The organism is Priestia sp. D3YE.R1 (genome assembly GCF_049199565.1).
Taxonomy (GTDB): Bacteria; Bacillota; Bacilli; order Bacillales; family Bacillaceae_H; genus Priestia; species Priestia aryabhattai.
Map to the genome: position 1 here is coordinate 739,648 of NZ_JBLTHW010000002.1, position 24,547 is coordinate 764,194.

Genomic DNA, 24,547 nt, shown 5'->3' on the forward strand with positions numbered 1-24,547 from the left:
ATATGGACAAGTTGGAAGCGTGGGCAACCACGCTTTCTTCTTTATTTCGTGAGGAGGACATACACATGGCTGAAAATGAATTTGTGAAAATAAGAAGAGAGCTACATAAAATTCCTGAATTAGGGTTTCAAGAGGTGAAAACACAGCGTTTTTTGCTTGATTATATTAACACTCTTCCGCAAGAACGCTTAGAAGTAAAGACGTGGAAAACAGGACTCTTTGTTAAAGTACATGGTACAAACCCAACTAAAACAATAGGCTACCGAGCAGATATTGACGGTCTTCCTATCACGGAAGAAACGAATTATTCTTTTCAATCACAGCATGAAGGACTAATGCATGCCTGCGGACATGATATGCATATGGCCATCGGGCTAGGCGTACTGACTTACTTTGCTCAGCATGAAATCAAAGATAATGTACTGTTCATCTTTCAACCTGCAGAAGAAGGTCCAGGAGGAGCACAGCCAATGCTCCAAAGCGATATCATGAAAGAATGGCTTCCAGATTTCATCTTCGCCCTTCACGTAGCGCCTGAATATCCGGTTGGGTCGATTGCACTGAAGGAAGGGTTACTATTTGCTAACACGTCTGAGCTATTTATTGATTTAAAAGGAAAAGGCGGGCATGCTGCTTATCCACATACAACAAATGATATGGTAGTTGCTGCTTGTCAGCTCGTTTCACAGCTTCAAACTATTGTTGCTCGCAACGTTGATCCGCTAGACAGCGCTGTAATTACAGTAGGAAAAATTCAAGGCGGGACGGTTCAAAATATTATTGCGGAGCGAGCTCGCATAGAAGGAACCATTCGCACGCTATCTCCTGAATCAATGATGCGTGTTAAAGAACGAATTGAAGCGATTGTTAAAGGAGTAGAAGTAGGGTATCAGTGTGAAACAGCCATTGATTATGGTTGTATGTATCATCAAGTATATAATCACCATGAAGTCACGCGAGAGTTTATGGAGTTTGCCAAAGCGCAAACGGACGTGGATGTTATTGAGTGCAAAGAAGCAATGACAGGAGAAGATTTTGGCTATATGCTAAAAGATATTCCTGGATTTATGTTTTGGCTTGGCGTTCAGTCTGAATATGGGCTTCATCATGCAAAGCTGCAGCCTCATGAAGGCGCAATAGATACTGCGATTTCTCTTATTACAAAATATTTTGAACATAAAGGCAATCAATAAATCGTATAATCATTTTTCCTTATGGCTAAATTAATACCATGAGGAGGTGGGCAACGATGGCACGAATTGGTGTAGAATACGGTTTAACAGATGTACAGGCTGCACTTCAGCAGCTCGGACATGAAGTGGTACAATTACGCAACGAAAGTGATGCACAAGGGTGCGATTGCTGTGTTGTAACAGGACAGGATTCAAACGTAATGGGGATTTCTGATGCAGTAACGCAAGGCTCAGTTATTACAGCTAGCGGATTAACGGCAGAAGAAATTTGTCAGCAAGTAGGCAACAAGGTACAAGGATAAAAGAAAGCCGAAGGAACAAATCCTTCGGCTATTTTTTATGCATGCTGAGGCTGCTTGGCATCTTCAGGCTGCTTTTTATCAATATTTACTTGATGAGGGAACGGAATATCAATACCGTTTGCGTCAAATGCTTCTTTAAACTCTTTGCGAAGCTGACGTTCAACCCCCCACTGCTCACCGTTTTTAGCTTTGCCAACTACACGAAGCACAACGTCCGACGCGCCTAGACCTTGAACTCCTATCACGCTTGGTCCTTCTACAATGTTTTCATTTGTTGCAGCAACGCGCTCGCATACTTTTTCTAGTACGGAAATTGCTTTGTCAATATCATCATCATACGAAATGCCAATATCAATCAACGCGCGCATATTGCCTCGGGAATGATTGCTTAAGCTTGTAATTTCACGGTTAGGCACATAGTGTAAAGTTCCATCAAACCCGCGAATTTGAGTAGTACGAAGACCTACTGATTCGACAATTCCTGAAAAACTTCCGGTTGTTACATAGTCGTCAACATCAAGCTGTTTTTCAAGAAGTAAAAAGAAACCTGTTACAACGTCGCTAACCAGTCCTTGAGCACCGAACCCGATTGCTAGACCCACAACTCCGGCACCAGCTAATAAAGCTGTCGCATGAATATTTACCGCTTCAAGCAGCATGACGACAAAAATAAAAATAAGTACATATGAAAACACATTAACGGTTAAACTTTTGAGTGTGAGCATACGTCCACGCGTAGCGTTTTCGCGCTCACTCATTCTTTCAAAGGAACGTTCAATAACTTTTTTACCAATTGCTCGTACAAGTAAAAATACAATGGTAATGGCAACTAGTTTTAACACAATAACTCCAGTATTGGTAAGAAGCTGTTCCCAGTTGATGTCTTGCATCTTAAACATTCGTTGTTCATCCTTCCTATGTTCTGTTTCAATATTACTAAGTGGGAATTTATTCTGTGGAAAAGATTTTGTAAGAGTATGAGCACATTTGTTTATTCCCGATATTAGACATGCTAAACTGAGAAGGTAAATAAATGCAAACCTTTTATAGCATTTTTTTGCTAAAGTCAGGGTTTAATTTGCCCTCAAGGCGGGCATAACAACTATGTTACCATTATAAGGTGTTGTTTAAATTCATTCTTAATTAATATTGACTAAAAAAACAATATCCATTATAATGAAAACCGTTATAACAGTACATAAGTGAGAATGTTTTATACATTTTCTCATTTAATAATTATTTGGAGGGATCATGTATGCCAGAACGTATGGTAGGTAAACAAGCTCCACGCTTTGAAATGGAAGCTGTATTATCAAACAAAGAATTCGGTAAAGTTAGCTTAGAAGAAAATATTAAAAATGACAAATGGACAGTATTATTCTTCTATCCAATGGACTTTACATTTGTATGTCCAACAGAAATCACTGCACTTTCTGACCGTTATGATGAGTTTGAAGATCTTGACGCAGAAGTAATCGGTGTTTCTACAGACACAATCCATACACACTTAGCTTGGATCAACACTGATCGTAAAGATAATGGTTTAGGTGATCTTAAATATCCATTAGCAGCTGATACAAATCACGTTGTTTCTCGTGAGTACGGCGTTTTAATTGAAGAAGAAGGTGTAGCACTTCGCGGTTTATTCATCATCAGCCCAGAAGGCGAATTACAATATTCAGTTGTAAACCACAACAATATTGGCCGTGACGTTGATGAAACTTTACGTGTTCTTCAAGCGTTACAAACTGGCGGACTTTGCCCAGCTAACTGGAAACCAGGTCAAGCTACTTTAAACGCGTAAGCACAACGTTTAAAAGGTCTAACGTCCACGTTAGGCCTTTTTTTCATCGGATAATAAAGAACATTTAGTTAATAATAGTGAAAATAAGGGAGGCTTTTATTCATGAAATTACGTCAGCCAATGCCTGAGTTAACGGGCGCTACAGAATGGTTAAACGGAGAGGTTACAAAAGAGCAGCTAATTGGCGAAAAGCCAACGCTTATTCATTTTTGGTCAGTAAGCTGTCATTTATGTAAAGAAGCAATGCCTCAAGTAAATGAATTTCGCGACCAATACAAAGATCAATTAAACGTAGTAGCCGTTCATATGCCGCGCTCTGAAGATGATTTAGACTTAACAAAAATTAAAGAAGTAGCAGCAGAACATGATATTACGCAGCCAATTTTTGTAGACAGTGAACATAAATTAACGGATGCATTTGAAAATCAATATGTACCTGCATATTATGTATTTGACAAAACAGGTCAGCTACGCCACTTCCAAGCTGGCGGAAGCGGTATGAAAATGCTTGAAAAGCGCGTGAATCGTGTATTAGGCGAGAACGAATAAATACAGGCAGTTGTAACAGGTAAAAAGCATTCGATGCTTAGTAGAACTTGCATCGAATGTTTTTCTTTTTTTGTGTGTAGGAAGTAACTGATAAAGGAAATATAAAAATGTGGATTTTTTCTTGTGAGTTTACACCATACTAACACTAACAACATGATACGAAACTTACTATTGGAGGTAATTTACATATGAAATTAGGTATGATTGGCTTAGGAAAAATGGGAGCAAACTTAGTATTGAATTTACTAGATCATAACCATTCTGTGGTAGCATTCGATGTGAACAACGAAGCAGTACAGAAAGTATCAGAAAAGGGAGCAGAAGGAGCTTCTTCGATTCAAGAATTAGTGAGCAAATTAGAAAAACCACGCATTGCTTGGGTAATGGTTCCGGCTGGGGAGCTCACGGAAAAAGTAATTTCTGAGCTTCAAGAACTACTTGAAGAAGGAGATATGATTATTGAAGGCGGTAATTCTAAGTATAAAGATTCTGTACGACGTGCTGCAGCTTCTGCTGAAAAAGGAATTCACTACTTTGATGTTGGAACAAGCGGCGGAATGGAAGGTGCCCGAAACGGCGCTTGTATGATGATTGGGGGAGATAAAGATGCATTTGCTACAATCGAACCTATTTTCCGCGACATCAACGTAGAAAACGGCTATCTCTATTCCGGTGCAGCAGGAAGCGGTCACTTCTTGAAAATGGTTCATAACGGAATTGAGTACGGCATGATGCAAGCAATTGCTGAAGGCTTTGATGTGCTAGAGAAAAGTGAATTTGACTATGACTACGAAGCTGTAGCCCGCGTATGGAATAACGGATCTGTTATTCGCTCATGGTTAATCGAATTAATGGAACGTGCATTTTCAAAAGATGCAAAACTTGAGGGGATTCGAGGAGTAATGAACTCTTCTGGAGAAGGAAAGTGGACGGTTGAATCCGCTCTAGATTTACAAGTGCCAACGCCAGTTATTGCTCTATCCTTAATGATGCGCTATCGCTCACTTGAAGATGATACGTTTACAGGTAAAGTAGTAGCCGCTCTTCGCAATGAGTTCGGTGGACATGCAGTAGAAAAACAATAAAAAAAGAGGCTTGGACAAAAGTATTTTAGTCCAAGTGAAAAACGAACCACTAATCAACATATTTGATTGGTGGTTCGTTTTTTTGTTATGGTGAATAGGTTTCGTCTATTTAGATCTTTCTAGAAGTTGATGGGAGGGCAAGACGAAGACTCCTGCGGGAAAAGCGGAACAGATGAGACCCCGCAGGAGCGCAAGCGACGAGGAGGCTCAGCGCCCGCCCGCGGAAAGCGAAGTCTTGCACGGAAATCAACTGAGGTATCACAAGCAGTTCAACTAATGTATTCCATTTGTTCTTCTTTAGGTTGGATTCATTTAGCTATATTCCAATTTCTTTTTTATGACTATTTACCTTTTTTTGATAAAATATCTAAAAATTATGGTAATTTATTTCGGGAACCGATATATTTAAATATGTGTGGCACATTTTAGCTAAAGGAAAGGACGGGGTATATGGGAACGTTTAAAAAACTAAAAGATTTTTATTTGCCGTACCGAATGTACTTTTTTTATTCTGCTATTTGTTTGTTATTTGTAACCTCCATCACTGTGATTTACCCTATTGTGTTGCAATATACGATAGATCATATCGTGTTGGGAAAACAATATCAGCTAGTCGATAATGTAGCATTTATTTTTATTGGACTGATGATTGTCAAAGGAATCTTTACATATATTCAGCAATATTACAGCGACTTATTTGGAATTAAGTCCGTGTATACTCTTCGCAATAAACTTTACCGCAAACTTCAGTATTTACCGTTTTCTTACTATGACAATGCTAAAACAGGGGACTTGATGTCCAGGTTGACAGCTGATGTAGAAGGATTTCGTTTTTTTCTATCTTTTGGCTTCTCAGAATTAATTCGCTTCGTTATTTTACTTACTGCCAGCTTTTCCGTTATGTTCTATTACTCTATTTCACTCACTCTGGTCACAATCTGCCTGCTGCCTTTTTTGGGGGTAGCTGTTTATCGTTTTGATAAACGCGTTCATCCAGCGTTTCGCTTAATTCGCCAATCGTTTGGGGAACTTAATACAAATGTTCAAGAAAATATAAGCGGCATACAGACGGTCAAATCATTATCAAGAGAAAAATTTCAAACCTCTAAATTTAACGATTCCAACGGAGTTTATAAAAATCGAAACATTGAAACAGCGAATGTGTGGGCAACATATTTTCCCTTAATGGAGTTTATAGGAAATTTATCTATTGTTGGTCTCCTTGCGTACGGAGGAGCGCTTGTTATGAACGGAAGCGTACGTCCTGGAGAGCTTGTTGCTTTCTTTAGCTTAACCTCTTATTTGATGTGGCCTATTATGAATCTAGGGTTTGTTATCAATATGTTTTCACAGTCTAAAGCTTCAGGTGAAAGGCTGCTAGAAATTTTAGAAGAAGAAGAAAAAGTCCATGAGCATGCGGGAAGCTTCTCTATTAATGGAACGGTCGAGTTTCAGCATGTTAGCTTATCCTATCCAAACGAGGATAAAAAATCGCTTGAGAACATATCGTTTTCTGCTTCTAAAGGAAAAGTCGTAGGTTTAATCGGAGCAACTGGAGCCGGCAAAACAAGCTTAACACAGCTGCTAACGAGGTTTTACGAACCGACTTCAGGACAGATCTTAGTTAACCATCGTCCGATTAAAGAGTATCCGCTCTCTGTTCTTCGGAAAGAAATTGGCTTTGTACTTCAAGAAACGTTTTTGTTCTCAAGCAGCATAGGAACCAACATCTCCTATGGTGTGCCGGGTATTTCTAGAGAAGACATTATTGATGCTGCAAAACGAGCGCAGGCGCATGATTTTATTATGGAGCTTCCAGATGGATATGACACGATGCTAGGAGAGAGAGGACTAGGGTTATCAGGCGGGCAAAAGCAGCGTATTGCGATTGCACGAGCGCTTATCTTAAATCCTAGTATTCTAGTATTAGATGATGCCACCAGTGCCGTTGATATGAAAACAGAAAGAGAAATTCAATTGGCTTTAAAAGAAGTGATGAAAAATCGTACGACGTTTATTATCGCACACCGCCTTTCTTCTTTGCGACATGCCGATGAAATCTTGGTCTTACATGAAGGTCACATAAAAGAGAGAGGAAGCCATGAAACGCTCATTCAAAAGCAAGGGATTTATAAAAACATTTACGAGATTCAATATGAAAGCAGTACGTCGGTGATGAACGTATAACAAGGGAGGAATAGAATGGAAGTCGAAAAAAATAAAGTTGTGCGAGAGCGCTTTTATTATCAAACAGATCAAATCATTGATAAGATGTTTAACTGGAAGCAAATGGCCCGCTTGTTTCGTTATCTTCATCCATATCGAAAAAACTTGCTTCCTTTCTCGTTTCTTATGGTCATTATCACGACGGTCATTAGACTCGCTATTCCTATTTTGATAGGTGTATATACACTTGATCATGCTGTAAAAGACAAGAATAGCACGCTGCTCATGCAGTTAGTTTTCATAATCTTTAGCTTGTATATTCTATCTTATATTGCGAACGTCTTTCGAATTAAATGGATGAACCAACTCGGGCAACACGTTATATATGATTTAAGGAAACATTTATTTACCCATGTTCAAGGGCTGTCGCACCGGTTTTTTGATACGCGTTCAGGAGGCTCTATTCTTGTAAGGATTATGAATGATATTAACTCTCTTCAAGATTTATTTACCAACGGGGTAGTTAATCTGTTTATGGACCTCTTATTGTTAGTTGGGATTGTAGTTATATTATTTTCTCTCAGTCCTACTTTGACATGTGCTGTTTTAGTCATTTTACCGATTATGTTCTTGATTTCCACAAAGCTGAGAAGAAGAATTCGCCGGTCATGGCAAGTTGTTCGTATGAAGCAGTCAGTATTAAATTCACATTTAAATGAGAGTATTCAAGGCATTCGCGTCACTCAATCATTTGCTCAAGAACAAGAAAATATGCTGTTTTTTGATCGCATAAACAGTGAAAATTACGAGAGCTGGAGGCAAGCTACTCGAAAAAATGCCATGTTTCGACCGTTTGTAGAACTCACAAATGCTGTCGGAACGGCTATTTTAATTTGGTTCGGTGCCGTACTTATTCAAGATGAACGGCTAACAATTGGTATTTTTGTATCATTTGCTTTTTATCTTGGGATGTTTTGGGAACCGATTTCCCGTTTAGGGCAAGTGTACAATCAATTATTAATGGGAATGGCTTCATCCGAGCGTATTTTTGAATTTCTAGATGAAAAACCTCTCGTCGCAGATTTGGAAACCGCTACGTCTTTAGAGGATATGAAGGGGAAAGTTGAGTTCAAGCACGTCTCATTTTCTTATGATGGGAAGCGGAAAGCTCTAAACAACGTATCAATTGAAATAAAAGAAGGACAGACGGTTGCTTTAGTGGGGCATACTGGATCTGGAAAAACGTCCATTGCTAATTTAATCACGCGTTTTTATGATGTGAACGAAGGGCAAATCTTAATTGATAATATGCCTATTCAAGATATTACGTTAGCGAGTTTACGAGCGCAAATTAGTATTGTGCTGCAAGAAACCTTTATTTTTTCAGGAACCATTACGGAGAATATTCGGTTTGGAAAACCGGATGCTACCGATGAGGAAGTGATTAAGGCTGCAGAAGCGGTAGGGGCTGCAGATTTTATAAAGCGTCTGAAAAAAGGCTATGATACGGAAGTAGAAGAGCGGGGAAACGTCTTATCGGTGGGAGAGCGTCAATTGATCTCATTTGCTCGAACGCTGTTAGCTGATCCTCGTATTATCATTTTAGATGAAGCGACAGCAAGCATCGATACAGAAACAGAAGTAAAGATTCAACAAGCGCTTAAAACGCTGTTAAAAAACAGAACGGCCATCATGATTGCTCATCGGCTATCTACTATACGAGAAGCAGATAACATCATTGTATTAGATCACGGAAGCATTATTGAAACAGGGAATCACGGGGAACTTATGCAGCAAAAAGGCGTATATTATTACCTTGTTCAAACCCATGCTACAGCTTAAAAAACAGAGGGAGCTGATCCTTCTGTTTTTCTATGAGAAATAGTAAAGACATATAAGCGTTGTTAACGGGAAAATGAGGTTGATACAAAAGAATTGTGGTAAAATAACGGTAGTTCAGATTTTTTCCTGTACATAATGGAGGAATTCAAATGAAAAAAGAATTTGCAGTCATCGGATTAGGTAGATTTGGTGGAAGTATTTGTAAAACATTAAGCGATCAAGGAATGGAAGTTCTGGCGATTGATATTGATGAAGAAAAGGTAAATGAGTATGCTAACGTTGCTTCCCACGCAGTAGTAGGCGATTCAATGGATGAAGGGGTTTTAAAAAGTTTAGGAATTCGTAATTTTGATCATGTTATCGTAGCTATTGGTGACAATATTCAGGCGAGTATTTTGACGACCCTTATACTAAAAGAGCTGGGCGTTGAAAAAATAACGGTAAAAGCGCAAAATGATTATCATGCCAAAGTATTATCAAAAATTGGCGCCAATTTTATCGTGCATCCCGAACGAGATATGGGAAGAAGAATTGCCAATAACATGATTTCAAACAGCGTGCTGGATTATTTAGAGCTATCTGAAGAACACAGCATTGTCGAATTAGTAGCGAGCAAAAGAATGGCTGGCAATACGCTGATTGAGTTAGACATTCGTGCGAAATATGGCATTAACATTGTAGCCATTAAGCGTGATCGAGACATCATTGTTTCTCCTCAGGCATCCGAAACGATTCAAGAAGGGGACGTGTTGATTGTTATTGGAGCAGACGCAGATATCAACCGCTTCGAAAATAAATTTGCCAGTGCCTAATAGAAAAAGAGCGGATGCAATTGCATCCGCTCTTTTTCTTTTATTAAACCTCCATAATGATTGGTAAAATCATTGGACGGCGCTTTGTTTTTTCATAAAGGAATGGAGCCAATGTGTCTGTGATTTCATTTTTAATCTCAGACCATTGTGACGTACGACGTTCCATTACTTTGTTCAAGTGTTTTGTAATAAGGGACTGTGCATCATTAATTAAGTCGCCAGATTCGCGCATATAAACAAAACCACGAGAGATAATGTCTGGACCAGCAGCGATCTTGAAGTCTTTCATATTGATGCTTACAACCACAATCACAAGGCCTTCTTCAGATAAAATGCGGCGGTCACGAAGTACGATATTTCCAATGTCACCAATTCCGCTTCCGTCAATATATACAGAGCCTGAAGGGATTTTGCCGGCTACTGAAGCTTCGCTGTCGCTTAAAGCTAGCACTTCTCCATTATCCATAATGAAGCAGTTTTCTTCAGGAACTCCACAGTCTGTTGCAAGTTTGATGTGCATTTTCTGCATGCGATACTCACCGTGAATTGGCATAAAATATTTTGGTTTCATCAAACGAAGCATTAATTTTTGCTCTTCTTGTCCACCGTGTCCAGAAGTGTGGATATCGTTTAGAGCACCGTGAATAACCTCTGCTCCTGCACGGAATAGCATATCAATTGTTTTGCTAACACTTACTGTATTTCCCGGAATAGGTGAAGATGAGAATACAACCGTATCTCCAGGGATAATTTGAATTTGGCGGTGAGTACCGTTTGCAATTCTAGATAGCGCTGCCATCGGTTCACCTTGGCTGCCTGTACATAAAATAGTCACGCGGTTAGCTGGAATTCGGTTAATTTGAGAAGGCTCAATGAACGTATCTTTTGGACATGAAATATATCCAAGCTGTTGGCCAATCTCAATAGCTGCTTCCATACTGCGTCCGAATACAGCAACTTTACGATTATGCAATACGGCTGCTTCTACTACTTGCTGTAAGCGGTGAATATTTGAAGCAAACGTTGCAAAAATAATACGGCCGTCTACTTTACGGAAAATGTCATGAATGCTGTCACCTACGCGGCGCTCAGACATCGTAAAGTTAGGAATTTCACTGTTTGTACTGTCTGAAAGCAAGCATAGAACGCCTTCTTTACCGATTTCAGCCATTTTTGTTAAGTTAGCCGGTTCGCCCACTGGTGTAAAATCAAACTTGAAATCTCCTGTATGTACGATTTGTCCGTTTGGTGTTTTTACCACAATTCCGTAAGAATCAGGAATACTGTGAGTTGTGCGGAAGAACGTCACCGATGTTTTACGGAATTTAATTACGTCATCTTCAGTAATTTCATGAAGCTGAGCTGTACGAAGCAATCCATGCTCGTCTAATTTGTTGCGAAGAAGCCCAAGGGCTAATTTCCCTGCATAAATAGGAATGTTTAATTCTCTTAATAAGTAAGGAATTCCGCCGATGTGATCTTCATGACCATGTGTAACGAAAAGGCCACGGATTTTATCTGCATTTTTTACCAAATAACTGTAGTCAGGAATAACGTAGTCAATTCCTAAAAGCTCATCTTCAGGGAATTTAATTCCTGCATCAATAAGAATAATTTCATCTTGAAACTGTACGGCATACGTATTTTTACCGATTTCGCCTAGTCCACCCAGGGCGAAAACTGCCGTTTGATTATTTTTTACAAATTTCATTTTCATCATATCTCCAATACTTTAAAATCTTCATGCTGTTGTTCATATTCTAGATAGTCTCCAGTCACTGCTTGAACAAACTCAATATTAATTGAACGCGCTTTTAACTTTTTACGAACGTCACGCTCAGAATCTGCGTTCACATACACTGTTTTTGTATTTTCACGTACAGCTACTTCACTCATTTTTTCTTGAAAATAAACTTTAAAAATCATAACAAAAATCTCTCCTTAATTCCGAAATTCAAATAACTTATTTTATTATATTATAAAATGTGTATGTATTTCATGTATTTTCTAAAGAAACTTGCTTTCACTACATTTTAGTCATCTAAATATAACAAGTCAATTAATTATAGAATAATATTAATAGGAAACGGATACAAGACTATATTTTCCGTGCGTATAAAAAATAAGGGCTATTCCATTGTACGATGCAGACACACACTCTGCAAATTTTACAACAGAAAGCCCTAAAAAAATCGATTATGCCATCGTTTTTTTACGCAATAATTCATTCCAGCGTTTTAGCAGCCTTTTTCGAAAATCTTTTAACATGATTTTTCAGCTCCTTTGTTTTTTTGCGATACCTGCCTGTCTCTCTCTGTACTCTTATTATATGATGAAAAGGAAGAGGTTTCTCGTGGTTAAATATGGAAAAATTGTAAGTGGGACCGTCCATTTATAGAGAAACCAGCGCTTGTTTGATATAATTGGAAGGGCTTAACAAAGAGATAAAAAATTATAAAAAATAAGGTGATAAACGTGGAACGAAAGATTATTTTTTTTGATATTGATGGAACGTTATTGGATCATGATAAAAAACTGCCTGCTTCTACAAAAAAAGCTGTCCAGCTGTTAAAAGAGCAGGGGCATGAAGTGGCAATTGCAACTGGAAGGGCTCCTTTTATGTTTAAAGATCTGCGTGAAGAGTTGGATATTCAAACATATATTAGCTTTAATGGTCAGTACATTGTCTTAAATGGAGAAGTTCTTTACAAAAACCCGTTAAATAAAGAAGAGCTTCAAGGTTTAACAGCTTTTGCTGTTGAGCATGATCACCCTGTCGTATACATGGATCATGAAGATATGAAATCAAACATTGAATTTCATGACTATATCGAATCCAGCATCAGCACGCTGAAAATTGGATTTACCCACCCTCACCACGATCCTGCTTATTTCAAAGGGCGTGAAATTTATCAATCCCTCTTATTCTGTACAGCGGGAGAAGAAGCTCCTTATGAAGAAAATTTTAAGAAATTTGACTTTATTCGCTGGCATGAATTTTCAACTGATGTTCTGCCAAAAGGTGGATCAAAAGCGCGAGGAATTGAGACCATGATTGAAAAGCTTGGCTTTGACAGAAAAGATGTATATGCATTCGGAGACGGCTTGAACGATATCGAAATGCTTGAATTTGTCGGAAATGGCGTAGCGATGGGAAATGCGGAAGAAGTCGTGAAAGAAGTGGCTAATCTTGTTACAAAAGATGTAGCAGAAGATGGTATTCTCCACGGATTAGAGCTAGTAGGATTATTAAAATAAGAAAAAACGCGAGCTCTAGCTCGCGTTTTTTACCGTTCATATGGAAAAGCATTCTCAGGTTCTTGAAATGGATTTTCTTTATTAATGTAATCATAAAACATAATTCCGTCTAAATGATCAATTTCGTGCTGAAATACGACAGCAGGAAGGCCTTTTAAACGAATTTTTACTTCTTCGCCTTCAAGTGTTGTGCCTTTTACTGTGATGCGTGCATATCGAGGAACAAATCCTGGGATATCTTGATCGACAGACAAGCAGCCTTCACCGCCTGTAAGATATGTCTTTTCAACTGAGTGGCTAATGATCTTAGGGTTAAATAATGCATAGCTGTATAGCTTGCCTTTTTCATCCGTAACGTGTACCCCAATCATTCGTTTTGGTACATTAACTTGAGGAGCGGCAAGCCCGATACCAGATCGCAGTCCATATTTAGCAGCAATTTCAGGATCTTGACTGTTTTTTACATATTCTAATAAGCTATGTAAAATCTTTTTGTCTTCTTCAGAAGCAGGTAACGGTACTTCTTTTGCTACTTCTCGCAGCGTTGGGTGTCCGTCTTGAATAATATCGTTCATTGTAATCAACTTTCACATCTCCCTAGGCTATTTTATAGGTATAAAGTGTACCAAATCCGTATAAAAAAGTCATTACCTCGACCTTGACCACATAAATGTTTCTACTAATTATATGTATCAAACATATGGAAAAACATGCATAAGAAAAAATAAAAGCGACCGTTAGCCGCTTTTATTGTATAATTACCAGCCGCCACAGCTGCAGCCGATAATAACTAATAAAATGAACAGTACAATTAATAACACAAAACCTTTATTAGAACCGCCGCAGCCATATCCACCATAACCCAACATAATATAACCTCCCGTAGTTATCAATCCCAAGGTAAAAAGTAATAAGCTCCCTTTTTTTCACGATTGGGTTAGTATAATATATTAAAAGGTGGAAAAAGGGTGTAGATAAATTGCTAATTCCCTACAAAAATTGTATAATGACCCATGAATAAGGGAGGATTTACCAGATATGAAATGCGTCGGAAGATATATAATTATCGGCATTGCGGCTATGTCACTAGCGGGCTGTGCAGAAGGCTCATCGCCTGAACTTGAGGTATATAATGGATTAGAAAAAGTGGTAGCACAAGAAAAGCAATTTGCCGATCAGCAAAAACCGTTAGCTGATTTAGAACAGCAAGAAAATGCGGTATACGACCAAATTATTGAGCTAGGAATTAAAGATAAAAAGAAAATAAAAAATAAAGCACAAAAAGCGCAGCAGTTATTAGATGAGCGTGAAAGTAAATTACAAAAAGAAGAAAAAAGCATCAGCGCTTCGCAAAAACAATTTGAAGCGACAGAGCCAAAGATCCAAAAACTAGAGGACGGCAAAGCCAAAGAAGAGGCGCTTGAACTATCTTCGTTAATGAAGAAGCGTTATAAGGCCTACCAGTCCTTACACGATGCCTATCTTCATTCCATTGAATTAGATCGTCAGCTATATACGCTCTTTGAAAAAGACAATGTGAAATTAGAGAATCTTGAAACACAAATCGCTTCGATCAATACTACTTATAAAGAAGTTGAAAAGAAAAAAGAAACGTTTAACACATTAACAACTGACTATAATAAAGCCAAAGAGGATTTTTATAACAAAACAAAGTTAAAGGTGAAAAATAGCGATGATAAATAAGAAGGCCTGTGAAGTTTACAGGTCTTTTTTTTTTGGCTGAAAAGGAAGGTTTTCTGAAATAAAGAAAGAGTTTCGACATGATTCAAGTAAAAATTACAAAAGGATATTGTTTTAAAAAATCGTTTATTTGTGGCAAGATAGGAGATGGGCAGACGTAAAAAAAGAGAAGGTTATTATAAAACATATAATACAGTTTGTGTCTGTGTAATAGTACAGCATGTCTTTTTTATGTGTTTTATTTCACAAACTAAAAAAGCGTAATTTCTTGATGTAAATGCATTGACGAACTGTTTTAGTGTATTGTAAACTAGGTAGCGTAGTAAGTGTTGTATTAATCATTTTTGCAAAATAATTAATACAGTTTAACGAAACGCTCGTTTCGCTTAAACTTTCCTTTTACGTAAATGTTTGCACAGAATTCGCTGGGGAATACATAGAAATGTTAAGGATTAGCGAGTTCAAAAAGCTACTCGACAAAATATGACTTTTACTTGTCCATTTGGGACATTCTAAAAGCGTGTATGTTTGTTTGATTAGTAAAATGAATTTATACGGCTTAAATGAAAGGAAGAGGTGACTTAGATGGCTGCTAAAACTAAAAAGGCTATTATTGATGTATCAAAGCAACTTGATAAAATCGCTGAGCAGTACCAAACGTTCCAAATTCTTAATGAAGAGGGCGAAGTAGTAAATAAATCAGCGTTGCCAGATTTATCTGACGAAAAATTAAAAGAGTTAATGACTCGCATGGTATACACTCGTATTCTTGATCAACGTTCAATTTCATTGAACCGTCAAGGTCGTTTAGGTTTCTATGCACCAACTGCTGGGCAAGAAGCTTCTCAAATCGCTTCTCATTTCGCATTAGAAAAAGAAGACTTCATTTTACCTGGGTACCGTGATGTGCCTCAGTTAATTTGGCATGGTCTTCCATTATATCAAGCGTTCTTATTCTCTCGTGGTCATTTCCACGGTAACCAAGCGCCAGAAGGTGTAGATGTACTTTCTCCACAAATCATCATCGGTGCACAAATCGTGCAAACTGCTGGTGTGGCACTAGGTCTTAAAAAGCGCGGTAAAAAAGCAGTAGCGATCACTTATACAGGTGACGGCGGAGCTTCACAAGGTGACTTCTACGAAGGTATGAACTTCGCAGGTGCATTCAAAGCTCCAGCAATCTTTGTTGTACAAAACAACCGCTTTGCAATTTCAACACCAGTTGAAAAGCAATCTGCAGCACGTACAATCGCTCAAAAAGCAGCGGCTGTTGGTATCCCAGGCGTTCAAGTAGACGGTATGGATGCACTAGCAGTATACGTTGCAGTAAGCGAAGCTCGTGAGCGTGCAGTAAACGGTGAAGGTCCAACTTTAATTGAAACATTAACTTACCGTTATGGTCCACATACAATGGCTGGTGACGATCCAACTCGTTATCGTACAGCTGAGCTTGACACTGAGTGGGAAAAGAAAGATCCACTTGTTCGCTTCCGTAAATTCTTAGAAGCTAAAGGCATCTGGAATGAAGAAGAAGAAAACAAAGTAATCGAGCAAGCTAAAGAAGATATCAAACAAGCTATTAAGAAGGCTGACGATTATCCAAAACAAAAAGTTACAGATCTAATGGAAATCATGTACGAAACTATGCCTTCAAACTTACAAGAGCAATATGAAATCTACAAAGAGAAGGAGTCGAAGTAAGCCATGGCGCAAATGACAATGATTCAAGCGATTACTGATGCGTTACGCACAGAAATGAAAAACGACGAAAACGTATTAGTTTTTGGTGAAGACGTTGGCGTAAACGGTGGAGTATTCCGTGCGACTGAAGGTCTTCAACAAGAATTCGGCGAAGATCGCGTATTCGATACGCCATTAGCTGAATCTGGTATCGGTGGTCTTGCTGTGGGTCTATCGACTCAAGGTTTCCGTCCGGTTCCTGAAATTCAATTCTTTGGTTTCGTATACGAAGTACTTGATTCTGTATCAGGTCAAGCTGCACGTATGCGCTACCGTTCTGGCGGTCGCTGGAATGCACCAATCACATTCCGTTCACCATTTGGTGGAGGCGTTCATACACCAGAACTTCACGCTGATAGCTTAGAAGGTATCGTAGCATCTCAACCTGGTCTAAAAGTTGTAATTCCTTCAACTCCATACGATGCAAAAGGTCTTTTAATTTCATCAATCCGTGATAACGATCCGGTTGTATACTTAGAGCACATGAAGCTTTACCGTTCATTCCGTCAAGAAGTACCTGAAGAATCATACACTATTGACTTAGGTACAGCTGATGTGAAACGTGAAGGTACAGATGTAACGCTTATCGCTTACGGTGCAATGGTACACTCATCATTAAAAGCAGCTGAAGAACTAGAAAAAGAAGGTATCTCTGCTGAAGTAGTAGACTTACGTACAGTTCAACCTTTAGATATCGATACAATTCTTGCATCAGTTGAAAAAACTGGTCGCGTAGTAGTAGTTCAAGAAGCTCAAAAACAAGCTGGTATTGCAGCTAACGTTGTAGCTGAAATTAACGATCGTGCAATCTTAAGCTTAGAAGCACCAGTATTACGTGTAACAGCACCGGATACTGTGTTCCCATTCTCTCAAGCTGAGGGCGTATGGTTACCAGACCACAAAGATATCGTTGAAACAGCTAAGAAAGTACTTGAATTTTAATTAGCATTTTACTGTGACAGAAATCAGCTTTGTGCTGATTTCTGTCTTAGATAAAATAAACACTAACAAATTGAACGCAACTAACTAGGAGGGTGAAGACACGTGGCATTTGAATTTAAACTGCCGGATATCGGTGAAGGTATCCACGAAGGTGAAATTGTAAAATGGTTCGTAAAAGCTGGAGATGAAATTGATGAGGATGATGTACTAGCAGAAGTACAAAATGACAAAGCTGTTGTTGAAATCCCATCTCCTGTAAAAGGTAAAGTATTAGAAGTAAAAGTTGACGAAGGTACAGTAGCTACTGTAGGACAAGTTATCGTTACTTTTGATGCTCCTGGATACGAAGACTTAAAATTCAAAGGTGACGATCATGATGATGCACCAGCAGAAGAAGCTAAAGAAGAAGCTTCAACTGAAGAAGTGACTGAAGAAGCAACAGCTCCTGCAGCACAAGCTGATGTTGATCCTAACCGTAAAGTAATTGCTATGCCTTCAGTGCGCAAATATGCTCGTGAAAAAGGTATAGACATTAAAGCTGTTCCTGGTTCAGGTAAAAACGGACGTATTGTTAAAGATGACATCGATAGCTTCTTATCTGGTGGCTCTACAGCTACAGCAACTGCTGAAGCTCCAGCTAAAGAGGAAACTGCTTCAGCTGAACCAAAAGCAGCAGCAGCACAAGCTATTCCTGAAGGCGATCTACCAGAAACTCGCGAGAAAATGAGCGGTATCCGTCGTGCAATCGCAAAAGCTATGGTTAACTCTAAACACACTGCTCCACACGTAACATTAATGGATGAAATCGATGTAACAGCTCTTGTTGCTCATCGTAAAAAATTCAAAACAGTTGCAGCAGATCAAGGTATTAAATTAACATTCTTACCTTACGTGGTAAAAGCGTTAACTTCAGCACTTAAGAAGTTCCCAGCTCTTAACACTTCAATCGATGATTCTACAGATGAAGTAATTCAAAAACATTACTACAACATCGGTATCGCTGCTGACACTGAAAAAGGTCTTTTAGTACCAGTTGTGAAAAATGCTGATCGTAAATCTGTATTCGAAATTTCTGATCAAATTAACGACCTTGCTGGAAAAGCACGTGATGGTAAATTAGCTCCTGCTGAAATGAAAGGCGCTTCTTGTACAATCACAAATATCGGTTCTGCTGGTGGACAATGGTTTACTCCAGTTATCAACCACCCGGAAGTTGCAATTCTAGGTATCGGACGTATCGCTGAAAAACCAGTTGTACGCGACGGTGAAATTGTAATTGCTCCAGTATTAGCATTATCACTAAGCTTTGACCACCGTATTATCGATGGTGCAACAGCTCAAAACGCTCTTAACCAAATCAAGCGTTTATTAAATGATCCAGAATTATTATTAATGGAGGCGTAATAAATGGTAGTAGGAGATTTCCCAATCGAAACTGATACTCTTGTCATTGGTGCTGGCCCTGGTGGCTACGTTGCAGCAATTCGTGCAGCTCAATTAGGTCAAAAAGTTACAATTGTAGAAAAAGGTAATCTTGGGGGCGTATGCTTAAACGTTGGTTGTATTCCTTCAAAAGCATTAATCGCTGCAGGTCACCGTTTTGAACATGCTAAACATTCTGAAGACATGGGGATTATCGCTGAGAACGTAACAGTTGATTTCTCTAAAGTTCAAGAATTCAAAAACGGCGTTGTAAACAAACTTACTGGCGGTGTTGAAGGCCTTCTTAAAGGTAACAAAGTTGACATCGTCAAAGGTGAAGCTTACTTCGTTGACAGCGAAACTGTACGTGTAATGGATGAAAATTCAGCACAAACGTACAAATTCAAAAATGCAATCCTTGCAACTGGTTCTCGTCCAATCGAGATCCCTGGATTCAAATTCTCTGAGCGCGTAATCAACTCTACAGGTGCATTAGCACTTAAAGAAGTTCCTAAAAAATTAGTTGTAATCGGCGGAGGTTACATCGGTACTGAGCTTGGTACTGCTTTTGCTAACTTCGGTACAGAAGTTACATTTGTAGAAGCTGCTGATGAAATTTTAGCTGGTTTTGAAAAACAAATGAGTTCACTTGTTAAACGTAACCTTAAGAAAAAAGGAAACGTTGAAATCTATACAAAAGCAATGGCTAAAGGTGTTGAAGAAACTGCTGACGGCGTACAAGTTACGTTTGAAGTAGGCGGAGAGTCAAAAGTAATCGATGCTGACTACGTATTAGTTACTGTAGGTCGTCGTCCTAACACTGATGAGCTTGGTCTTGAGCAAGTTGGCGTTAAAATGACTGACCGTGGTCTTATCGAAATCGATAACCAAACTCGTACATCTGTAAGCAACATCTTTGCAATTGGTGATATCGTAACTGGACCACCACTTGCACACAAAGCTTCTTACGAAGGTAAAATCGCAGCTGAAGTAATCGCTGGCGAACCTGCTGAAATTGACTACTTAGGAATTCCAGCAGTTGTATTCTCTGAGCCTGAGCTTGCATCTGTAGGTTATACTGAAGCACAAGCGAAAGAAGAAGGATTAGCTGTTAAAGCTTCTAAATTCCCATTTGCTGCTAACGGACGTGCGCTTGCACTTAACGCTGCAGAAGGCTTCTTGAAGCTTATCACTCGTAAAGAAGACGGAGTAGTTGTTGGTGCTCAAATCGCTGGACCTAGCGCATCTGACATGATCGCTGAGCTTGGTCTTGCTATCGAAGCTGGCGTAACAGCTGAAGATATCGCATTAACAATTCACGCTCACCCAACATTAGGTGAAATCACAATGGAAGCTGCTGAAGTAGCTATTGGAAGCCCAATTCACATTGTAAAATAATGTTTTTAAAAAGCTGATGCGTATGCATCAGCTTTTTTTTTGAAGAAAACGGTTTTCATCAAGTATCAGATGCTTGTCAGACAGTTTTTATTGCTGATGAGTATCTCCTTTAGAAGAAACTTGTAAAAAGCGCTGAGGCAGTCTTAAATGAGCTCTAGATGCATACATATGAAGTGGGACGTGCTTTCCTTATAGGTAGATAAAAAATTGCTTCTTTGGATAACGAATGAAAAGGCGGCGAAGGAGCTATGAAGACATATTTCGTTTGGAGCTTACACATTGTTATTTGGATGGGTTATTCACTGGTTGAATTGCTATCAAAACGTGATCAATTGACATCTAAAATTATTTTGTTTTTAGTATTTGCTTATTTAGCTTACGGCATAGCAGAAATGAACATCAAATCTAAAAGACTGGCGCTTATGATGACGGGTACAACTTCAGCTGTCTGCTTGACGTGTTATCAACTAATTTTATTTTGCACGGCGTAAGATTGTATAAAAAAAGCGTTAGCTTATATAAGCTAACGCTTTTTTTATCTTACACAGATTTCTTTTCTTTTTTTAATGCGCCTTCTTCTTTAAATGCTTTCATTAATGAGAAGACCGTTAACACCAGCACAATTGAAAATGGAAGTGCTGCTATAATCGCAGCCGTTTGGAGCGCATCCAAGCCACCTGTCCAAAGCAGAATGATTGCTGTTAACGATTGAATTAAGCCCCACGTAAGCTTAATAGAGCCTGAAGGATTTAGATCACCATTTGTTGTCTGCATTCCTAAAACAAATGTAGCTGAGTCAGCTGATGTAATGAAGAATGTAGCAATTAAGCAAATAGCGACAATGGACATGAACGTACCAAATGGAAACTGTTCAAGTACGTAGAATAAAGCAACTTCTGTTCCTTTATTATTGATAACATCCATAACAGGAAGATCCTTGAAAAAGTCTAAGTAGACCCCAGAACCTCCGAATACGGCAAACCATAATCCGCCAAATACGGTCGGAACAGCTAGTACACCAATTAAAAATTCTCGAATGGTTCTACCTCGTGAAATACGAGCAATGAACGTACCAACGAACGGTGCCCAAGCAATCCACCATGCCCAGTAGAAAATTGTCCAATCTTGAACCCAGGTGCTGTTATCAAACGGGCTCAATCGAAAACTCATCGACGGCAAGTTTTGAATGTAGCTGCCAATTGTTGTAACGAATAAGTCCATAATAAAGTTGGTTGGACCTGCAAATAACAAGAATAGCATTAACAGAATAGCTAAAACAATATTAATGTTACTCAAATACTTAATACCTTTGTTCAGACCTGTCTGTGCTGACAGCATGAACAAGAACGTCACGATAATAATAACAATTAATTGAGTCGTGAAATTATTATCAATGCTTGGCGACAAGTAAGAGGCTCCACCGGTAATTTGAATAGCGCCCAGTCCTAGAGATGTTGCCACCCCAAAAATAGTTGCAAATACGGCGATGACGTTTATGACCGTTCCAAGAGGTCCGTCCACACGTTTTCCTAATAGTGGACGTAAAATATTACTGATGATGAACGGGTAACCTTTTCTAAATTGAAAATATGCAAGGGCAAGTGCAAGAACGGAATAAATAGCCCAAGGATGTAAACCCCAGTGGAAAAACGAATAACGTAGAGCTGCACGAGCTGATTCTGCTGTACCGCCTTCACCAGAAGGTGGAGTATGAAAATGATTGATTGGTTCTGAAACACCCCAGAATACAAGTCCAATCCCCATACCAGCACTAAATAACATGGCAAACCAAGAGACATAACCATACTGAGGTTTTTCGTCAGGTTTACCTAATTTAATGTTTCCGTACTTTGAAAAAATTAAGTACAGCGTAAAAACTAAGAATAATGTAGCTGCTAATAAGTAATACCAGCCAAATTTCTCGATGATAAAACTATGTATTGCCGATGTGACAGGTGTAAGCGCTGCGCTTCCTAGCACAGATTCAGGAATAACACCCCATACGATAAATACTGCAGCAATAATAACCGAAAGGATAAAAACGGGAGTCAGTTTTTTCATCGATTATCACTCCTTTCCTATTCTATTTTACATAACATAGTTTCTCATATAACCTTTTTAGCTATACATGAAACCACATGGTTATACATTCTAGTAAAGTTTGTATGAAATGTCTACCCTATTAGTAAGAAAAAACGGCAAGAGCTCAAATTCTTATTTTTCGTAAGTATTTTAAAGTGCTGAAATAGATGTGAAATTAGACATTGTTTTTTCATATAAATAGAGATGATGCTAAGCGTCCAGCTTTTTGAAAACAAATATAACATTTATGAGAAAAATATTTTTAATGTGACATACTAATTAGTTGTTGACATATTTAATGTGACATAATAATATAATATCAAGAGTTGTAAAACGCTTACAAAAAAAAGACGGTTAAAGGGGAGTTTACAAAATGGGAACAATCGTATGTCAAACATGTAACTGCACAATTGATCATTTCGAAGATGAGAAAGTGACGCGATTATACTCAACATGTAAAAGCGGAGAATGTCAAAAAGCAGATGAAGATTTAGATTAATTCAATAAAAAAAAGGTGCGGAACTTCGCACCTTTTTTTTATTGAATTGCTTTATGTTCTTTGATGACACGAAATGTCTTTAATTCAAAATCTTCCGGCCCCTGCACTGGTAAACCTGCCTCTAAGTTTGTTTCAATGTAGGTTAAATTTTCCTCAGTGATGATTTCCCCAGGAATAAAAATAGGGATACCAGGAGGATAGACCATCACAAATTCTGCAATAATACGACCTGCCGACTCATGAAAAGGTACCACTTCGGTTTCAGCGTAAAAAGCATCACGAGGTGTTAAAGCTAATACAGGAATATCAGGTAATAAAATAGCCGGTTTTGCCGTTGTCTCAGAAAGATTATGGAATTTTGCAGATAACTCACGCAGAGCTGTGACCAGACGTGAAAGATCTTCTTCTGTATCTCCAGGCGTGATAATACATAGAATATTATAAAGGTCAGACATTTCAACTTCGATATTATGAGCTTCACGCATCCATTTTTCTACGTCATAGCCCGTAATTCCTAAATCTGAAACAGAAATAATTAATTTAGTAGGGTCTAAATCATACGTAGCTTTTGTGCCTAAAATTTCTCTTCCTATACATCGGATATGCTCAATTGTATTAATTTCTTTTCGTGCTTTTTCAGCAAGAGAAATTGCACGTTCAGCCAGCTCTTTTCCTTCTGTAGCTAAACGTTTTCGTGCAACATCTAAAGAAGCCAGCAGCAGATAAGATGTTGATGTTGTTGTCAGCATGCTTAAAATAGACTGTACACGTTTTGGAGAAATTAAGCCTTCGCGTATGTTTAGAATTGAACTTTGCGTCATAGAACCGCCTAATTTATGCACGCTTGTTGCTGCCATATCTGCACCGGCCTGCATAGCAGACAGAGGCAAATCATCATGAAAATGAATATGAACGCCGTGAGCTTCATCAACAAGTACAGGCACTTGATACGAGTGGGCGATTTCTACGATTTTACGAAGGTCTCCGGAAATTCCAAAGTAAGTTGGGTTGATAACCAGCACTGCTTTTGCTTCAGGGTGCTGCTTTAAGGCTTTTTCTACAGAGTCCGATGTAATACCGTGAGAAATGCCAAGGTTTTCGTCAATTTCAGGATGAATAAAAATAGGCGTAGCTCCTGAAAAAACAATCGCACTCATAACAGATTTATGCACGTTTCTAGGAACGATAATTTTATCTCCAGGTCCACATGTCGCCATAACCATTGCCATAATTGCTCCGCTCGTTCCTTGAACAGAGAAAAAAGTATGGTCAGCACCAAATGCTTCTGCAGCTAAATCCTGCGCTTGTTTGATAATGCCTTTTGGCTGGTGAAGGTCATCAAGGGGACCGATATTAATTAAATCAATGGATAAAGCATCATCGCCAATAAACGAGCGGAATTCAGGATCCATTCCATTTCCTTTTTTATGTCCAGGGATATGGAATTGTGTTGGGTTTTTCTTAGCGTGATTAACCAATCCAGTAAATAATGGAGTTGAAAATTGAGAAGACAACTTTGCTATACACCTCTTTTATCATAAATTGTCAGTCCCTCTAAGCAAAGCTTAGAGGGACTTTGATTGTTTTTTTATCAAATTACAGCATTCAATTTTATATACTAAAAACTAATGGCTGTTGAATTCTACATATTAAAATATCAGATCTTTTTGCTATAAAAGAAATTCAACAGAAATTCTACTCGGCAGTTTTCTTGATTTTAACCATTATATAAATGAATGAAACGTGTATGTT

General features: G+C 38.6%; 24 protein-coding genes. 17 read left to right on the top strand and 7 right to left on the bottom strand.

The features are described from left to right. The first annotated feature begins 65 nt into the window (after positions 1-65). Positions 66-1,193 carry an N-acetyldiaminopimelate deacetylase gene (locus ACOZIR_RS15935; protein ID WP_045292731.1) on the top strand — a complete coding sequence of 376 codons (1,128 nt, stop codon included), beginning with the start codon at positions 66-68 and terminating at the stop codon, positions 1,191-1,193. Between the two features lie 56 nt (positions 1,194-1,249). Next, entirely contained in the window at positions 1,250-1,495 is a 246-nt protein-coding gene (locus ACOZIR_RS15940; RefSeq protein WP_013056040.1) for a YkuS family protein, read from the top strand. 35 nt (positions 1,496-1,530) lie between these two features. Here ACOZIR_RS15940 and ACOZIR_RS15945 read toward each other — a convergent pair whose 3' ends face one another. Next, positions 1,531-2,394, bottom strand: a complete 864-nt coding sequence (locus tag ACOZIR_RS15945; RefSeq protein ID WP_045292729.1) for a mechanosensitive ion channel family protein — start codon at positions 2,392-2,394, stop codon at positions 1,531-1,533. 356 nt (positions 2,395-2,750) lie between these two features. On the opposite strand from ACOZIR_RS15945, the gene ACOZIR_RS15950 reads away from it, so the two are divergent. From ACOZIR_RS15950 to ACOZIR_RS15980, 7 genes are all read left to right on the top strand, one after another. After that, positions 2,751-3,299 (top strand): peroxiredoxin, encoded by a 549-nt coding sequence (locus ACOZIR_RS15950; protein ID WP_014461006.1) that lies wholly within the window; start codon positions 2,751-2,753, stop codon positions 3,297-3,299. 102 nt (positions 3,300-3,401) lie between these two features. Next, positions 3,402-3,848: a TlpA family protein disulfide reductase gene (locus tag ACOZIR_RS15955; protein WP_045292727.1), complete on the top strand. Its 447-nt coding sequence runs from the start codon at positions 3,402-3,404 to the stop codon at positions 3,846-3,848. A 188-nt stretch (positions 3,849-4,036) separates the two neighbouring features. Then, entirely contained in the window at positions 4,037-4,933 is an 897-nt protein-coding gene (gnd, locus tag ACOZIR_RS15960; RefSeq protein ID WP_045292725.1) for a phosphogluconate dehydrogenase (NAD(+)-dependent, decarboxylating), read from the top strand. A 129-nt stretch (positions 4,934-5,062) separates the two neighbouring features. Then, the gene (locus ACOZIR_RS15965) at positions 5,063-5,362 is read left to right on the top strand and encodes a hypothetical protein (protein ID WP_237758470.1); all 300 of its coding nucleotides are present in this window, start codon (positions 5,063-5,065) and stop codon (positions 5,360-5,362) included. 21 nt (positions 5,363-5,383) lie between these two features. Next, positions 5,384-7,120 (top strand): ABC transporter ATP-binding protein, encoded by a 1,737-nt coding sequence (locus tag ACOZIR_RS15970; protein WP_045292722.1) that lies wholly within the window; start codon positions 5,384-5,386, stop codon positions 7,118-7,120. 15 nt (positions 7,121-7,135) lie between these two features. Further along, positions 7,136-8,941, top strand: coding sequence for an ABC transporter ATP-binding protein (locus ACOZIR_RS15975; RefSeq protein WP_045292720.1), 1,806 nt, complete (start codon positions 7,136-7,138; stop codon positions 8,939-8,941). 149 nt (positions 8,942-9,090) lie between these two features. Then, the gene (locus ACOZIR_RS15980) at positions 9,091-9,753 is read left to right on the top strand and encodes a potassium channel family protein (RefSeq protein WP_013056047.1); all 663 of its coding nucleotides are present in this window, start codon (positions 9,091-9,093) and stop codon (positions 9,751-9,753) included. 43 nt (positions 9,754-9,796) lie between these two features. Here ACOZIR_RS15980 and rnjA read toward each other — a convergent pair whose 3' ends face one another. Together rnjA and ACOZIR_RS15990 are read right to left on the bottom strand one after the other, a co-directional pair. Further along, positions 9,797-11,464 carry a ribonuclease J1 gene (rnjA, locus tag ACOZIR_RS15985; protein ID WP_013056048.1) on the bottom strand — a complete coding sequence of 556 codons (1,668 nt, stop codon included), beginning with the start codon at positions 11,462-11,464 and terminating at the stop codon, positions 9,797-9,799. Between the two features lie 5 nt (positions 11,465-11,469). Next, a complete protein-coding gene (locus ACOZIR_RS15990) occupies positions 11,470-11,679 on the bottom strand; it encodes a DNA-dependent RNA polymerase subunit epsilon (RefSeq protein WP_013056049.1) in 210 nt (69 codons plus the stop codon). A 549-nt stretch (positions 11,680-12,228) separates the two neighbouring features. On the opposite strand from ACOZIR_RS15990, the gene ACOZIR_RS15995 reads away from it, so the two are divergent. Further along, a complete protein-coding gene (locus ACOZIR_RS15995; RefSeq protein WP_045292718.1) occupies positions 12,229-13,011 on the top strand; it encodes a Cof-type HAD-IIB family hydrolase in 783 nt (260 codons plus the stop codon). Positions 13,012-13,040: 29 nt separating this feature from the next. Here the strand turns inward: ACOZIR_RS15995 and def are convergent, their stop codons facing one another. After that, positions 13,041-13,595, bottom strand: a complete 555-nt coding sequence (gene def / locus ACOZIR_RS16000) for a peptide deformylase (protein ID WP_421535711.1) — start codon at positions 13,593-13,595, stop codon at positions 13,041-13,043. Positions 13,596-13,769: 174 nt separating this feature from the next. Then, positions 13,770-13,880 carry a YjcZ family sporulation protein gene (locus tag ACOZIR_RS16005; RefSeq protein WP_016763434.1) on the bottom strand — a complete coding sequence of 37 codons (111 nt, stop codon included), beginning with the start codon at positions 13,878-13,880 and terminating at the stop codon, positions 13,770-13,772. A 169-nt stretch (positions 13,881-14,049) separates the two neighbouring features. Here ACOZIR_RS16005 and ACOZIR_RS16010 point away from each other — a divergent pair, with 169 nt between their 5' ends. The 6 genes from ACOZIR_RS16010 (at position 14,050) to ACOZIR_RS16035 (ending at position 20,705) form a co-directional block, all read left to right on the top strand. Then, the gene (locus ACOZIR_RS16010) at positions 14,050-14,715 is read left to right on the top strand and encodes a YkyA family protein (RefSeq protein ID WP_045292714.1); all 666 of its coding nucleotides are present in this window, start codon (positions 14,050-14,052) and stop codon (positions 14,713-14,715) included. 582 nt (positions 14,716-15,297) lie between these two features. Next, a complete protein-coding gene (gene pdhA / locus ACOZIR_RS16015) occupies positions 15,298-16,413 on the top strand; it encodes a pyruvate dehydrogenase (acetyl-transferring) E1 component subunit alpha (protein ID WP_013056054.1) in 1,116 nt (371 codons plus the stop codon). Between the two features lie 3 nt (positions 16,414-16,416). Beyond that, positions 16,417-17,394 (top strand): alpha-ketoacid dehydrogenase subunit beta, encoded by a 978-nt coding sequence (locus ACOZIR_RS16020; RefSeq protein ID WP_013056055.1) that lies wholly within the window; start codon positions 16,417-16,419, stop codon positions 17,392-17,394. Between the two features lie 102 nt (positions 17,395-17,496). After that, positions 17,497-18,798 carry a dihydrolipoamide acetyltransferase family protein gene (locus tag ACOZIR_RS16025; protein WP_028414110.1) on the top strand — a complete coding sequence of 434 codons (1,302 nt, stop codon included), beginning with the start codon at positions 17,497-17,499 and terminating at the stop codon, positions 18,796-18,798. A 3-nt stretch (positions 18,799-18,801) separates the two neighbouring features. Then, a complete protein-coding gene (gene lpdA / locus ACOZIR_RS16030) occupies positions 18,802-20,214 on the top strand; it encodes a dihydrolipoyl dehydrogenase (RefSeq protein WP_013082295.1) in 1,413 nt (470 codons plus the stop codon). Positions 20,215-20,462: 248 nt separating this feature from the next. Then, positions 20,463-20,705, top strand: a complete 243-nt coding sequence (locus tag ACOZIR_RS16035; protein WP_045292711.1) for a hypothetical protein — start codon at positions 20,463-20,465, stop codon at positions 20,703-20,705. A gap of 49 nt (positions 20,706-20,754) precedes the next feature. On the opposite strand, the gene ACOZIR_RS16040 is transcribed toward ACOZIR_RS16035, so the two are convergent. Next, positions 20,755-22,275 (bottom strand): glycine betaine uptake BCCT transporter, encoded by a 1,521-nt coding sequence (locus ACOZIR_RS16040; protein ID WP_328121296.1) that lies wholly within the window; start codon positions 22,273-22,275, stop codon positions 20,755-20,757. 394 nt (positions 22,276-22,669) lie between these two features. Here ACOZIR_RS16040 and ACOZIR_RS16045 point away from each other — a divergent pair, with 394 nt between their 5' ends. Beyond that, the gene (locus ACOZIR_RS16045) at positions 22,670-22,795 is read left to right on the top strand and encodes a GapA-binding peptide SR1P (protein WP_013056059.1); all 126 of its coding nucleotides are present in this window, start codon (positions 22,670-22,672) and stop codon (positions 22,793-22,795) included. A 38-nt stretch (positions 22,796-22,833) separates the two neighbouring features. On the opposite strand, the gene ACOZIR_RS16050 is transcribed toward ACOZIR_RS16045, so the two are convergent. Next, on the bottom strand, positions 22,834-24,309 hold the full coding sequence (locus ACOZIR_RS16050; RefSeq protein WP_028414107.1) for an aminotransferase class I/II-fold pyridoxal phosphate-dependent enzyme: 1,476 nt from the start codon (positions 24,307-24,309) through the stop codon (positions 22,834-22,836). Positions 24,310-24,547: the final 238 nt, after the last annotated feature.

Coding starts and splice junctions, on each gene's coding strand:
- ACOZIR_RS15935 (WP_045292731.1), top strand. CDS start 66: ATGGCTGAAAATGAATTTGTGAAAATAAGAAGAGAGCTACATAAAATT.
- ACOZIR_RS15940 (WP_013056040.1), top strand. CDS start 1,250: ATGGCACGAATTGGTGTAGAATACGGTTTAACAGATGTACAGGCTGCA.
- ACOZIR_RS15945 (WP_045292729.1), bottom strand. CDS start 2,394: ATGTTTAAGATGCAAGACATCAACTGGGAACAGCTTCTTACCAATACT.
- ACOZIR_RS15950 (WP_014461006.1), top strand. CDS start 2,751: ATGCCAGAACGTATGGTAGGTAAACAAGCTCCACGCTTTGAAATGGAA.
- ACOZIR_RS15955 (WP_045292727.1), top strand. CDS start 3,402: ATGAAATTACGTCAGCCAATGCCTGAGTTAACGGGCGCTACAGAATGG.
- gnd (WP_045292725.1), top strand. CDS start 4,037: ATGAAATTAGGTATGATTGGCTTAGGAAAAATGGGAGCAAACTTAGTA.
- ACOZIR_RS15965 (WP_237758470.1), top strand. CDS start 5,063: ATGGGAGGGCAAGACGAAGACTCCTGCGGGAAAAGCGGAACAGATGAG.
- ACOZIR_RS15970 (WP_045292722.1), top strand. CDS start 5,384: ATGGGAACGTTTAAAAAACTAAAAGATTTTTATTTGCCGTACCGAATG.
- ACOZIR_RS15975 (WP_045292720.1), top strand. CDS start 7,136: ATGGAAGTCGAAAAAAATAAAGTTGTGCGAGAGCGCTTTTATTATCAA.
- ACOZIR_RS15980 (WP_013056047.1), top strand. CDS start 9,091: ATGAAAAAAGAATTTGCAGTCATCGGATTAGGTAGATTTGGTGGAAGT.
- rnjA (WP_013056048.1), bottom strand. CDS start 11,464: ATGAAATTTGTAAAAAATAATCAAACGGCAGTTTTCGCCCTGGGTGGA.
- ACOZIR_RS15990 (WP_013056049.1), bottom strand. CDS start 11,679: ATGATTTTTAAAGTTTATTTTCAAGAAAAAATGAGTGAAGTAGCTGTA.
- ACOZIR_RS16005 (WP_016763434.1), bottom strand. CDS start 13,880: ATGTTGGGTTATGGTGGATATGGCTGCGGCGGTTCTAATAAAGGTTTT.
- ACOZIR_RS16010 (WP_045292714.1), top strand. CDS start 14,050: ATGAAATGCGTCGGAAGATATATAATTATCGGCATTGCGGCTATGTCA.
- pdhA (WP_013056054.1), top strand. CDS start 15,298: ATGGCTGCTAAAACTAAAAAGGCTATTATTGATGTATCAAAGCAACTT.
- ACOZIR_RS16020 (WP_013056055.1), top strand. CDS start 16,417: ATGGCGCAAATGACAATGATTCAAGCGATTACTGATGCGTTACGCACA.
- lpdA (WP_013082295.1), top strand. CDS start 18,802: ATGGTAGTAGGAGATTTCCCAATCGAAACTGATACTCTTGTCATTGGT.
- ACOZIR_RS16035 (WP_045292711.1), top strand. CDS start 20,463: ATGAAGACATATTTCGTTTGGAGCTTACACATTGTTATTTGGATGGGT.
- ACOZIR_RS16040 (WP_328121296.1), bottom strand. CDS start 22,275: ATGAAAAAACTGACTCCCGTTTTTATCCTTTCGGTTATTATTGCTGCA.
- ACOZIR_RS16045 (WP_013056059.1), top strand. CDS start 22,670: ATGGGAACAATCGTATGTCAAACATGTAACTGCACAATTGATCATTTC.